Annotated in this window: 10 protein-coding genes; 7 read left to right on the top strand and 3 right to left on the bottom strand. The window is 63.1% G+C overall.

The features are described 5' to 3' along the window. Positions 1-47 precede the first annotated feature (47 nt). The 3 genes from IQ26_RS07360 to IQ26_RS07350 all read left to right on the top strand — a co-directional run bounded on the left by IQ26_RS07360 (position 48) and on the right by IQ26_RS07350 (position 3127). On the top strand, positions 48-971 hold the full coding sequence (locus IQ26_RS07360; RefSeq protein WP_145715392.1) for a sulfite exporter TauE/SafE family protein: 924 nt from the start codon (positions 48-50) through the stop codon (positions 969-971). Continuing rightward, positions 971-1762 carry a TIGR02186 family protein gene (locus tag IQ26_RS07355; protein WP_145715389.1) on the top strand — a complete coding sequence of 264 codons (792 nt, stop codon included), beginning with the start codon at positions 971-973 and terminating at the stop codon, positions 1760-1762. Before IQ26_RS07360 ends, IQ26_RS07355 begins: the two co-directional genes overlap by 1 nt. A 108-nt stretch (positions 1763-1870) precedes the next feature. After that, complete coding sequence (locus IQ26_RS07350) at positions 1871-3127, top strand: Hsp70 family protein (RefSeq protein WP_145715387.1); 1257 nt, start codon at positions 1871-1873, stop codon at positions 3125-3127. Between the two features lie 7 nt (positions 3128-3134). Here IQ26_RS07350 and IQ26_RS07345 read toward each other — a convergent pair whose 3' ends face one another. Next, complete coding sequence (locus tag IQ26_RS07345) at positions 3135-4037, bottom strand: LysR substrate-binding domain-containing protein (protein WP_145715385.1); 903 nt, start codon at positions 4035-4037, stop codon at positions 3135-3137. Between the two features lie 277 nt (positions 4038-4314). On the opposite strand from IQ26_RS07345, the gene IQ26_RS07340 reads away from it, so the two are divergent. From IQ26_RS07340 to IQ26_RS07325, 4 genes are all read left to right on the top strand, one after another. Continuing rightward, positions 4315-7245 (top strand): molybdopterin oxidoreductase family protein, encoded by a 2931-nt coding sequence (locus tag IQ26_RS07340; protein WP_145715383.1) that lies wholly within the window; start codon positions 4315-4317, stop codon positions 7243-7245. Next, complete coding sequence (locus IQ26_RS07335; protein WP_145715381.1) at positions 7242-7976, top strand: 4Fe-4S dicluster domain-containing protein; 735 nt, start codon at positions 7242-7244, stop codon at positions 7974-7976. Before IQ26_RS07340 ends, IQ26_RS07335 begins: the two co-directional genes overlap by 4 nt. Before the next feature lie 5 nt (positions 7977-7981). Beyond that, complete coding sequence (locus IQ26_RS07330) at positions 7982-8917, top strand: dimethyl sulfoxide reductase anchor subunit family protein (RefSeq protein ID WP_145715379.1); 936 nt, start codon at positions 7982-7984, stop codon at positions 8915-8917. A gap of 117 nt (positions 8918-9034) precedes the next feature. After that, complete coding sequence (locus tag IQ26_RS07325) at positions 9035-9808, top strand: tetratricopeptide repeat protein (RefSeq protein ID WP_145715377.1); 774 nt, start codon at positions 9035-9037, stop codon at positions 9806-9808. Between the two features lie 26 nt (positions 9809-9834). Here IQ26_RS07325 and pdeM read toward each other — a convergent pair whose 3' ends face one another. Both pdeM and IQ26_RS07315 read right to left on the bottom strand, forming a co-directional pair. Continuing rightward, positions 9835-10551: a ligase-associated DNA damage response endonuclease PdeM gene (gene pdeM / locus IQ26_RS07320; protein WP_145715375.1), complete on the bottom strand. Its 717-nt coding sequence runs from the start codon at positions 10549-10551 to the stop codon at positions 9835-9837. Between the two features lie 22 nt (positions 10552-10573). After that, positions 10574-13108, bottom strand: coding sequence for a ligase-associated DNA damage response DEXH box helicase (locus IQ26_RS07315; RefSeq protein WP_145715533.1), 2535 nt, complete (start codon positions 13106-13108; stop codon positions 10574-10576). Between the last annotated feature and the right edge of the window lie 4 nt (positions 13109-13112).

Raw genomic sequence — 13112 nt, 5'->3', positions numbered from 1 at the left:
CCGCAACGGTTGCATTCGCCGAGAGGCATACTGATCGAGACTGACGGGTGGGCATCTATCTCCCGATCGCGGAAATTTCCGTCAACATCTTCGTGCTGCTGGCCATGGGCGCGGCGGTGGGCTTCTTGTCGGGCATGTTCGGAGTGGGCGGCGGCTTCCTCATCACGCCGCTGCTGATCTTCTACAACATACCGCCGGCGATCGCGGTGGCCACCGGCGCCAACCAGGTTATCGCCTCTTCCTTCTCCGGCGCGTTGTCGCATGTGAAGCGCGGCACGCTCGACTTCAAGCTCGGTGGGGTGCTTTTGGCGGGCGGCATCGTCGGCTCGACCGGCGGCATCTTTGTCTTTGGCTTCTTGCGCCGGCTCGGCCAACTCGACCTGTTCATTTCGCTGCTCTATGTCGTGCTGCTTGGCACCGTTGGCGGGCTGATGCTGGTCGAGAGCGTCAATGCGCTGCGCGCCACCCGCAGCGGAGCGGCACCGGTGCTGAAGAAATCCGGCCAGCACAACTGGATCCATCGCTTGCCGTTGAAAATGCGGTTCAGGGCCTCGAAGCTTTTCGTCAGCGTCATCCCGGTGCTCGGCCTCGGCGCCGGCATCGGCTTCCTGTCGTCGATCATGGGCGTCGGCGGCGGCTTCATCATGGTGCCGGCGCTGATCTATCTCTTGAAAGTGCCGACCAACGTCGTCATCGGCACCTCGCTGTTCCAGATCATCTTCACCTCGGCCTACACCACGCTGGTCCATGCCACCACCAACCAGACGGTCGACGTCATGCTCGCCTTCCTGTTGATGGCGGGCGGCGTCGCCGGCGCGCAATACGGCGCCAAAGCCGGCCAAAGGCTGCGCGGCGAGCAGCTCAGGGCACTGCTGGCACTGCTGGTGCTGGCGGTCGCCATCCGGCTGGCCATCGACCTGTTCGTAACGCCGCCCAACCTCTATTCCCTGTCCGGCGTGGATCTGACCTGATGGCGGGCTTGAGGGCGTTCTTGGCCGTTGCCTCGCTGTCGCTGTTTGCTGCCTCGTCACCGGGAAGAGCACAGACGCCGCCGACCGAAAACATCCAGATCGGCCTGTCCACCGACCATGTCTCGATCACCGCCGGCTTTTCCGGTGCCGACCTCACCATCTTCGGCTCATTGGAAAATGCCAACCCGCTCGTCGCGCGCCAGGGGCGCTACGACGTCATCGTCGTGCTGGAAGGTCCAGCCCGGCCCGTCGTCGTGCGCCGCAAGGACCGGGTGCTCGGCGTCTGGATCAATCTGGAGTCGGAGACATTCGAGAATGTGCCGGTGTCCTATTCGGTGGCGACGACGCGCCCGCTGCAGGACGTCACCGATCCCAACAGCTACAAGCAATTGTCGCTCGGCGCCGCCAACATCTACATGCAGCCGGCCGATGACGGCGACAGTCCGGCAACGATCCAGGAATTCACCGCAGCGCTGCGCGACCGCAAGTCGGCGACCGGCCTCTACAGCGAGAATGTCGGCGGCGTGCGGTTTCTGTCGCAGAACCTATTCCGCGCCACCGTCAGGCTTGCCCCCAATGTTCCGGTCGGCACCCACAAGGCACGCGCGTTCCTGTTCAAGGGCGGCCTGTTCATCAAGGAAAGCTCCGCCCAACTCGAAATCCGAAAGTCCGGTTTCGAACAGTCGATCTTCCGCGTCGCCCACGACTATTCCTTCCTCTACGGTTTCTTCGCCGTGTTGCTGGCCATGCTGACAGGTTGGCTCGGAAGGCTGATCTTCAGGAAAGACTGAAGCTCTCATAAAAGTGGTTTCCCTTTTCAGGGGCATGCGATAGATCGCGACCCACCGGCTTGGCCGTACACGAGCTGTTGCTCCCCCAAAATCACCAGGACATTTGCGATGCGACCAGCATTCGGCGGTATCGACTTCGGCACTTCGAACTCCACCGTGGGGGTGGTCAGGAACGGGCAGCCGCGGCTCGTGGCGCTGGAAGACGACCAGGTCACGCTGCCCAGCGCGGTATTCTTCAACTTCGAGGACAATCGCACCTATTTCGGCCGCCGCGCCATCGCCGACTATACCGACAGCATCGAAGGCCGCCTGATGCGCTCGCTGAAGAGCGTGCTCGGCAGTTCGCTTGTCCATGAAAAGACGCGGATCAAGACACGGTCGATCGCCTTTACAGAGATCATCGGCCTGTTCGTCGGCCATCTCAGGAAAAGGCTGGAAGAGGATGCCGGCGACGTGGTCGAGAGCGTGGTGCTCGGCCGGCCGGTGCAGTTCGTCGACGACGATGCCGAGGCCGATGCGAAGGCCGAAGGTGAACTCGAAAACGCGGCCCGCACCCAGGGCTTCAAGCATATTGCGTTCCAGTTCGAGCCGATCGCGGCGGCGCTCGACTACGAGCAAAAAGTGATGCGGGAAGAACTGGCCCTGATCGTCGACATGGGCGGCGGCACGTCCGACTTCTCGATCGTGCGGGTCTCGCCGCAGCGTGCCCGCTCCCTCGATCGCAAGGACGACGTTCTGGCGAGCCGAGGCATCCACATCGGCGGCACCGACTTCGACCGGCAGTTGAGCATCGCCCATGTGATGCCGCAGCTCGGCTATCTCTCGCCGACCAAGGACGGCAAGCGCAACTTGCCGGCCAGCTACTTCATCGACCTGGCGACGTGGCAGCGCATCAATCTGGTCTACACCGCCCGGGCGATGACACATCTGCGCCAGATCCGCTACGAGGCGGAACGCGCCGACCTGGTCGACCGTTTCATCCACATCGTCGAGCATCGCTACGGGCATGCGCTGGCCGCCTTGGTCGAAAAGGCAAAGATCGCGCTGACGGAGCAATTGTCCGCCGATGTCGTGGTTGCGCTGCCAGGGGCGGAATTCGCGGCCGAAATTACGCGCGCCGGGCTCGACGCCACGATCGCCAGGGACATAGAACGGGTTACTGCCACGGTTGATGAGACTATCCGCGACGCGCAGGTGAAACCGTCCGACATCACCGCGGTGTTCCTGACCGGCGGATCGACCGCGATCCCGCTGGCCAGGCAGCAGATCCTGGCCTTGGTGCCGCAGGCGTCCGTCATCGAAGGCGACATGTTCGGCTCGGTCGGGCTCGGCCTGGCACTCGACGCGCAGCGGAAATTCGGCTGACTTCTGCCTACCCCGGAACGGTCTCGCCAGCCTTGGCACCGAGATGCGCCTTGAGCGCCATCTGAGCCAGGCTTGCCTGCCGGTCACGATGCGTGATCATGGCGAAGTCGCGCTTCGGCAAATCGATCGGCACGGACCGCAAGCTGCCTTCGGCAACCGCGCGCGCGACGACGAGCTCCGAAATGATGGTGGCGCCGGCACCGGCCTCGACCGCCTGGCGAACCGCCTCGTTGCTCGGCAGCACCAGGAATATCTGCAGGTCCGCGAACGAGACCCCTTCGCGGCGGGCAAGGTCTTCCAGCACCTCGCGCGTGCCCGACCCGCCTTCCCTGATGATCCAGCGAAGCCCCCTGATGTCGGGATGTCCGCACGAAACTTCCGCTATTTCGGGATGCGAATGCGCCACGACCAGCATCAGGCGATCCACATCGAGTTTGGCGCGCCGCAATATGTCGGATTCGGTGCGCCCCTCTACCAGGCCAAAATCCGCCGTGCCGTCGAGGACATTGGTCTCGACATGTCTGGTGTTGCCGATGGTCACGCTCAGCCTGACCGCGGGATAGGCCTCGTGGAAGGAGGCCAGCCGGCGCGGCAGCCAGTAGCTGGCGATGGTCTGGCTGGCGGCGATCGAAAGGCTGCCGGTGATCGTTTGCGAAACGTGGTCCAGCACATTGTGGGCGGCAGCCGCCCGTTCGAGGACGGCCTTGGCCTCGGGCAGGAACCTGCGCCCGGTCTGCGCAAGCTCGATGTTGCGGCCGACCCGGTTGAAGAGCTGGACGCCATGCTGCTGTTCGAGCGAGCGGATGGCGGCCGAAGCCGCCGATTGTGAAATGCCCAGCAGCTCGGCCGCCTTGGTCATGTGCCCTCGTTCTGCGACAGCAACGAAAATCCGCAATTGGTCCAGGGTCATGGGAGAATTAAGAAACAAATTCGATTGGAATTACAAGAGCAACTTGTTAGACAGATCGATTGCTTTGTTCTACGTTTTTGGAGGAATTTGGAAAAATATCGCGGCTAGGCGGTAAAGGATAGAAAGTGGTCGGGCGGTTCAAATCCCTGTTTGCCCATTGGACCCGCGGCCTGCGACGCCGGCTGACCGGCGAGCGCTATCATCCGGAAGAGCACTACATGCGCGGCCCCGGGCCGAAGACGAGAGCCAAATCCACGGACCGCAAAAGCACCAGATCATGAGCCACGGAGCGCTGCGCGGCGCCAATTCCGCACCGTCCCAACGGCCGCTTGCTAACACGCGCGCGCCAGACGAGGGCGATGGCGTCGACACGTCGCCTGACGTCTCCGACAGCATCGCCAAGACCACCTGCTACATGTGCGCCTGTCGCTGCGGCATCGACGTCCACATAAAGGACGGCAAGGTCCGCTACATCAACGGCAACAAGGACCATCCGGTCAATCGCGGCGTGCTCTGCGGAAAGGGCAGCGCCGGCATCATGCAGCACTACAGTCCGGCCCGGTTGAAGAAGCCATTGCTGCGTACAGGTCCGCGCGGCTCGGGAGAATTCCGTGAAATCGAGTGGGAGGAAGCGTTCTCCATCGCCACGGAGCGGCTTTCGACAATCCGCCGGACCGACCCGAAGAAACTCGCCTTCTTCACCGGGCGCGACCAGTCGCAATCGCTGACCGGCTGGTGGGCGAGCCAGTTCGGCACACCGAATTTCGCCGCCCATGGCGGCTTCTGCTCGGTCAACATGGCGGCCGGCGGCCTCTACACGATCGGCGGCTCGTTCTGGGAGTTCGGCGAACCCGACTGGGACAACACCAAATACTTCATGCTGTTCGGCGTTACCGAGGACCATGATTCCAATCCGATCAAGATCGGCCTCGGCAAGCTCAAGGCGCGCGGCGCCAAGGTGGTCTCGATCAATCCGTGCCGCACCGGCTATAATGCCATCGCCGATGACTGGGTCGGCATCCGGCCCGGCACGGACGGCCTGTTCGTGTTTGCCCTCATCCATGAACTGCTGAACGCCGGCCGCGTCGACCTCGATTATTTGCTGCGTTACACCAACGCCCATGTCCTCGTCATCCAGCAGCCGGGTGCGGCCGACGACGGACTGTTCGCGCGCGACGGTGAGGGAAATCTTCTGGCCTGGGACAGAGTGGCGAAGACGCAAGTCAACGCCACCGATGCCGATGCAAAACCGGCGCTGACCGGCAGCTTCATGATCGATGGTCGCCGCTGCATGCCGGTCTTCCAGCTGATCGCCAACCGCTATCTGCACGTGAGCTATTCTCCCGATGCGGTCGCCGAACGCTGCGGCGTTCCTGCCGACACCATCCGCCGGATCGCTGCCGAATTGGCACATGTCGCTTTCGAGCAAGCAATCGAACTGCCGATAGCGTGGACCGACTGGGCCGGCCGCCGCCACGAGACGATCAAGGGGCGGCCTGTGTCGATGCACGCGATGCGCGGCATCTCAGCCCATTCGAACGGTTTTCACACCTGCCGCGCCATCCATCTGCTGCAGGTGCTGCTCGGCACGGTGGACGTGCCGGGCGGGTTTCGCTTCAAGCCGCCCTATCCTCGTTCGACGCCGCCAGGTCCGAAGCCGGCTGGCAAGGACGTCAGACCGATGACGCCGCTCCAGGGCATGCCGCTCGGTTTCGTCTGCGGGCCGGACGATCTGCTGGTCGATGACGCCGGCACGCCGATCCGTATCGACAAGGCCTATTCCTGGGACGCGCCGCTCGCCGCGCACGGGCTCATGCACACGGTGATCCGCAATGCCTGGGCCGGCGATCCCTACAGGATCGACACGCTGATGATGTACATGTCCAACATGGCCTGGAACTCGTCGATGAACACCGTCGAGACGATGGCGATGCTGGCCGACAGCGACGAGGCCGGAAACTACAAGATCCCCTTCATCATCTATTCCGACGCCTATTATTCCGAGACCGTGCCGTTCGCCGATCTCGTGCTGCCGGACACGACCTATCTCGAAAGGCACGATTGCATCAGCCTGCTCGACCGGCCGATCAGCCATGCCGACGGGCCGGGCGATGCCATCCGCCATCCCGTGGTCGAACCGGATCGCGATGTCAGGCCATTCCAGACGGTGCTGATCGAGCTCGGCGCGCGGCTCGGCCTGCCCGGTTTCGTCGACGACGACGGCGCGGCCAAATACCGCGACTATGCCGATTACATCGTCAATCATGAGCGCACGCCGGGCATCGGCCCGCTCGCCGGTTGGCGCGGCAAGGACGGAACCTCGATCGGCAAGGGCAAGGCCAATCCTGATCAGCTTCAGCGCTACATCGACAATGGCGGCTTCTGGCATCACGAGTTCACTGACGACCAGCGCTACTACAAGATGGCCAACCGCTCCTATCTCGACTTCGCCGAGAACATGGGCTTCATCCCGAAAGCCGAGCCGATCAACTTCCAGCTTTATTCGGAACCGATCCAGCGGTTTCGCCTCGCCGCGCGCGGCCATGGGCGGGTGCTGCCGCCGGAGGGGGGGCGGAGCCGCATCGAGACTTATATGGACCCGCTGCCGTTCTGGTATGCGCCCTTCGAGGAAGCCGCTGTCGACACGCAGATCTATCCGCTGCATGCGCTGACGCAGCGGCCGATGCACATGTATCATTCCTGGGGATCGCAGAACGCCTGGCTGCGGCAGATCACCAGCCAGAACCGGTTGTTCGTGCACCACCAGACCGCCGCCGGGCTCGAGCTTGTCGATGACGACTGGGTGTGGATCGAGAGCATCAACGGCAAGGTCAAGGGGCAGATCAAGCTGGTCGACGGCGTCAACGCGAATACGGTGTGGACCTGGAATGCCATCGGCAAACGGCGCGGCAGTTGGGGGCTGAAGGACAATGCTGCCGAATCCAATCGCGGCTTCCTGCTCAACCATATCATCGGCGACCAGACCTCTGCCGATGCCAATGGCAAGCGCTATTCGAATTCGGACCCGGTCACCGGCCAGGCGGCATGGTTCGATCTCAGGGTGCGCATCGTGAAATGCGCGGCTGAAGAAGCCGGCTTCACGGAGCCGCAGTTCGAACGGTTCCAGCAGCCGCCGCGTTTCGAGCCTTCGCCGGACAAGCTCAGTTTTGGCGCCGAGTTCCGCATGAAAAGAGAAGCCGCCGAATGACCTGCCTTCCCGCCCATACCGACAGGAGGCTCGGCCTGGTCATCGACCTCGACACCTGTGTCGGCTGCCAGGCCTGCGTCACCGCCTGCAAGGAATGGAACACCGGCGGCCACATGGCACCGCTGACCGACGTCGATCCCTATGGCGGCAATGTCGACGGTGTCTGGTTCAATCGCGTGCACAGCTATGAGCACACGACCGAGATGGGCGGCCGCACAGTCAATTTCCCACGCTCCTGCCTGCATTGCGAGACGCCGGCCTGCGTCACCGTGTGCCCGACTGGCGCCTCCTACAAACGGGCCTCCGACGGCATCGTGCTGGTCGACGAGGACAAATGCATCGGCTGCAAATTGTGCAGCTGGGCCTGCCCCTATGGGGCGCGCGAATTCGACGCGGATGTCGGGGTGATGAAGAAATGCACGCTGTGCGTCGACCGCATCTACAACGACAATCTGGCCGAGGAAGACCGCGTGCCGGCCTGCGTCGCCGCCTGCCCGACCAGTGCCCGGCACTTCGGCGACCTCGGCGATCCAACCTCGGCGGTGTCGCTATTGGTGGCCGAGCGCGGCGGCGTCGACCTCATGCCTGAGATGGGCTATCACCCGACCAACAAGTACCTGCCGCCGCGCGCGAATACCGCGCGCGCCGCATCGGTTCCGGCACCAGCACTCGAGCCGGTGCGGACCGAAGGCGGTTTCCTCGGCTGGGTCGACCGCATGCTTTCGAACTGACATCCATGCATCCAGCTTTCTCGGTCGTCTTCTTCACCACCGCCACGGGCGCCGGCTATGGCCTGCTCGCGTTGCTTGGCGTGCTCGGAGGGGTCGGCGCGATCCTGGCTGATTTCTGGCTCGGGCTCATCAGCATGGGGCTGGCGCTCGGCCTGATCGCCGCCGGCCTGTTGTCCTCGACCGGTCATCTCGGCCGGCCGGAGCGGGCATGGCGCGCCTTCTCGCAATGGCGCAGCTCCTGGCTGTCGCGCGAAGGCGTTGCGTCGGTCGTCACCTTTGTCCCGGCCGGGCTGTTCGGCATAGGCTGGGTGCTGCTCGGCCGCACGGATGGCTGGGTGGTCATCGCCGGATTGCTGGCGGCCGTCGGCGCGGTCGTCACCGTCTGCACCACCGGCATGATCTATGCGTCGCTGAAGCCGATCGCCCAGTGGCACAGCCGCTATACCTTGCCGGGCTACCTTATCTTTTCGGCAATGACCGGCAGCGTGCTTCTGAACGCGCTGCTGCAGGGCTTTGCCGTCGGCTCGAACATCCTTCTGGCGGTTTGCCTGCTGCTGAGCTTGCTTGGCTGGGGCTGGAAGCTGGCGACCTGGCGGCACAATGACCGATTGGAAATCCCGACCACCGCCAACACCGCGACGGGCTTGGCCGGGGGCACGGTGCGGTCGCTGGAATGGCCACACACCGAGGAAAACTATCTGCTCAAGGAAATGGGCTTTCGCATCGCGCGCAAGCACACCGCGAAACTGCGCCGGATCACGCAATTGCTGGCTTTCGCCTTGCCTGTCCTGCTGCTTGCCATTGTGTTCGCCCTGCCTTGGCCGGTTGCGGCGGTACTGTCGGTGCTAGCGGCGGCGGCCCAGTTCGCCGGGATGCTGGTCGAGCGCTGGCTGTTCTTCGCCGAAGCAAAGCACACGGTTGCGCTCTATTATGGCCGGTAGGGAACGCCAACATGCCATCGCAGTTGCTGGATGTCAGCTAGTGTTGTCGTAAGTTGTGGCTCGGAAGAATGTGTCGTAGTTCTTGGAACCGTATCTTCCGGATTGGCATAGCAGGCGATGATCCTCACCCCCTTCAATTTAGCATCGCATCTCGCACGAGGGGTTTGCGTTGCGGGCATTTTGGTTTTTGCTTCCCACGATTTAATAGCAGGCGCGCTCGAAGCCGACGCCGCCTTTGAAGCAAAGAATTATACAGAAGCGTACAAAGAATGGACGGCCCTCGCCCAAGAAGGCGATGTCACTGCGCAATTTAATGTCGGATTTCTGTATTCCAGGGGGCTTGGTGTGCTTCAGGATTATTCCAAGGCTGCCGAATGGTGGAGTAAGGCGGCGGATCAGGACATGGCAGTGGCCGAGTTGAATCTCGGACTTTTATACTCCTGGGGTAAAGGCGTTCAGCAGGATGATTCCAAAGCGGCAGAGCTATGGCGCAGGGCGGCGGTCCAAGGTCTGTCTGAAGCTCAGCAATATCTTGGATATACGTATTTCTCTGGGAAGGGAGTACCCAAAAGTGGCGCCGATGCGATTCTTTGGTCAGCCAGAGCAGCGGAGCAGGGTAACGCTGATGCGCAGATTAATTTGGCTGCTGCTTACCTGACCGGTGAGGCTGTAGATAAAAATCCCAAGCTAGCCTTTTATTGGTACGAAAAGGCTGCACAACTGAACAACGGCAAGGCCCAATTCAACTTGGGATTGATGTATCTCAAAGGCGTTGGCGTTGAGGAGAATACTGACCTCGCCATCCAATGGCTAAAACGCTCGGCAGCGCAGGGATACCATGGCGCGGAAGAAGCGCTTGCACGCGTTCAAGCTGCACTTAAGAAAACTTGAGCTTCACCGAAAACCTGACGACGACCTCAGCCCGGCCTGAGCATCGAGCCGGAAATAGCGAAGATGCGCTCGGCGCCCAGCATATAGGCCATCAGGCTCTCGCGGCGGAATAGGCCGGCATAGGCGCGGTCGAGCACGTTGAGCGAGCCGGTATAGGCGCCGAAGGCCGGCATGATCATGCGGCCACCGTCGCCGGCAAAGCAGCGCCGCCGCACCGAGCGGCCGCGTTGCACGATGCGGGCACAAGGATGCAAATGGCCTGCGATCTCGCCTTCAACCCTGATCTTCGACGGCTCATGCCGGAACAGCAGCGAGCCGATGGCGAGTTCGCGCACGGTGTAGCCAGGCAGGTCGGCGGGCGCCTCCGGATCGTGGTTGCCGGCGACCCAGAACCAGTCGCGGCCGGCCATCAACGCCACCAGGCGCTCGCGGAAACTTTGATGCATGCGCTGGGCGCCGCCACCGTCGTGAAAGCTATCGCCCAGGCTGATAACGATCGCGGGTTGGTAGTCGGCGATCACCGCCTGCAGCCTGAGCAAGGTCGCGCCCGTATCATAGGGCGGGATCAGCGTACCACGACGAGCAAGCGACGAGCCTTTTTCCAGGTGCAGGTCCGATACCGCCAGAAGCCGAAGCTCAGGAAAATAGAGCACGCCGCGCGGGTCGCCGACCGCGCGCTCGCCAGCGATGCCGACCATGTCGGCCTCGGCGATCAGCGATACGCGCGCCAGCGAAAAGTTCATCCCCCTCGTCACTCCCAATTGGTCATCCTCGGCCCATGGCCTCCTCGACCAGATCAGCCGCTTCCATCAGCAGCGTCTCGTTGGCGGCACCGTTCACCGATTCCTTGCCGATCTCCAGCATGATCGGCACGGCGAGCGGCGAAATCTGCTCAAGGTGCTTATGCACGATTCGACCGCGGACACGCGAGAGCATCTCGGCAAGTCTGCTGACATCAAGCAGGCCGGCCGCGGCATCCGTCCGCGTCGCCTGCAGCAGGATATGGTCAGGCTCGTGACTGCGCAGCACATCGTAGATCAGATCGGCCGAGACCGTCACTTGCCGCCCGCTCTTCTCCTGCCCTGGGAAGCGCTTCTCGATCAGTCCTGCGATTACCGCGCAGGTGCGGAAGGTGCGCTTCAGCATCCAGCTGTCGTTCAGCCAGGCTTCTAGATCGTCGCCCAGCATGTCCTCGTCGAACAAGGCAGCCAGCGAGGGCTTCCGGGCCTTGAACAGCGACGCCATGTCGTCCAGCGCCCAGACGGCCAGTGAGTAATCGGTGGCGACAAAGCCGAGCGGCCGCGCACCCACCCGCTCCAGCCGCCGCGTCAAAAGCATACCGAGCGTCTGGTGCGCCAGCCGTCCTTCGAATGGATAGGCGACCATGTAGTGCCGGTTGCCGCGTGGAAAGGTCTCGACCAGCAGGTCGCCGCGCTTCGGCAGCACCGACTTTTCTTTCTGCAATCTCAGCCAGTCGGCCACCTGTTCGGGCAGCGCCTGCCAGCGATTGGAATCGGCCAGCATTCCGCGCACCTGGTCGGCGAGATAGGTCGACAGCGGGAATTTGCCACCGGCATAGGACGGCACGATGATGTTGGCGCCGGCACCATTGGAGACGACGCACTCGTTCTCCCGGATACCCTCGAAACGAAGAACTTTGCCGGCAAATAAAAAACTGTCGCCGGGGCGCAGCGTCTCGGCGAAATACTCCTCGATCTTGCCGAGCACCGGGCCACCCCGCCCGGCAAGGCCACGCCCTTGCCTGACATAGCGCACGTTCAGCTCCGGCATTTCCACGATGGTGCCGACATTCAGCCGGTACTGCTGGGCGATGCGCGGGTGCGAGACGCGCCACATCCCGTCATTCGTCTTTCGAATACGAGCGTAGCGCTCATAACTCTTGAGCGCGTAGCCGCCGGTTGCGACGAAGTCGACGACACGGTCGAAGGTGCCGCGTTCCAATCTGGCATAGGGCGCGGCACTCCGCACTTCCTCGAACAGAAGGTCGGCGTCGAACGGTGCCGCGCAGGCGCTGCCTAGTACGTGCTGCGACAGCACGTCGAGCGCGCCATCGATCAGCGGCGGCGTGTCCTGCGCCCCGAGATAGTTGGCGTCGAGCGCCGCTCGGCATTCCAGCACCTCGAAGCGGTTGGCGGGGATCAGGATCGCCTTGGATGGCTCGTCCATGCGGTGGTTGGCGCGGCCGATGCGCTGCGCCAGCCGGCTTGCGCCTTTCGGCGCGCCGACGTGCACGACTAAGTCGACGTCGCCCCAGTCGATGCCGAGATCGAGCGTCGAGGTGGCGACAATGGCGCGCAGCGCATTCTCGCCCATCGCCTTTTCCACCCGCCGGCGCTGGCCGACATCGAGCGAACCGTGATGCAAGGCGATCGGCAGTGAGTCCTCGTTTGCCCGCCACAGTTCCTGGAACAGCAGCTCTGCCTGGCTGCGGGTGTTGACGAACAGGAGCGTCGTGCGATGGCGCTTGATCGCCTCGTAGATTTCGGGAATGGCGTAGCGAGCCGAGTGTCCGGACCACGGCACGTGCTGTTCCGAGTCGAGGATGGAGATGTCGGGTTTGGCACCGCCGGCGACAGTGATCAGACTGGCCATAGCGGGCTTTGTTGAGATTTCGGGTGGATTCTGGCCGAGCAGCCAGCGGCGCAATTCGTCGGGCTCGGCGACCGTCGCCGACAGGCCTATCGTCTGCAGATCTGGCACGAAGCTGCGTAACCGGGCCAGCCCAAGCGCCAGGAGATGTCCGCGCTTCGAGGTCACCAGCGAGTGCAACTCATCGAGCACGACATAGCGCATATCCTCGAAGAAACGCCTGGCGTCGGGTGCCGCGATCAGCAGCGCCAGTTGCTCGGGCGTGGTCAGGAGGATGTCGGGCGGCACCAGCTTTTGCCGCTGGCGTTTATGCGCGGGCGTGTCGCCGGTGCGCGTCTCGATGGTAACAGGCAGGCCGATCTCTTCCACCGGCTTGCCGAGATTGCGCTCGATGTCGACGGCCAGCGCCTTCAGCGGCGAGATGTAGAGTGTGTGGATGCCGCGATGCGCCTGCCCCGGCCTTCTCCTTGGCCGGCCTGCCAGCTCGGTCAACGAGGGCAAGAACCCGGCCAGCGTCTTGCCGGCGCCGGTCGGCGCGATCAGCAAGACCGACTGCCTGTCTTGGACGGTCGCCAGCAATTCGACCTGATGGGCGCGCGGCGACCAGCCTCTTTCCGCGAACCATTTGACGAATGGCTCGGGCAAGTGCACGGCGGCATTCTGTTCGGTAAGGCGCGGCTGCTCTGTCACGCGC

Origin of the sequence: Mesorhizobium tianshanense, assembly GCF_007830515.1 — a bacterium.
Taxonomy (GTDB): domain Bacteria; phylum Pseudomonadota; class Alphaproteobacteria; order Rhizobiales; family Rhizobiaceae; genus Mesorhizobium; species Mesorhizobium tianshanense.
Note: the sequence above shows the minus strand (reverse complement) of the source record. Positions and strands in the feature narration are given on the sequence as shown.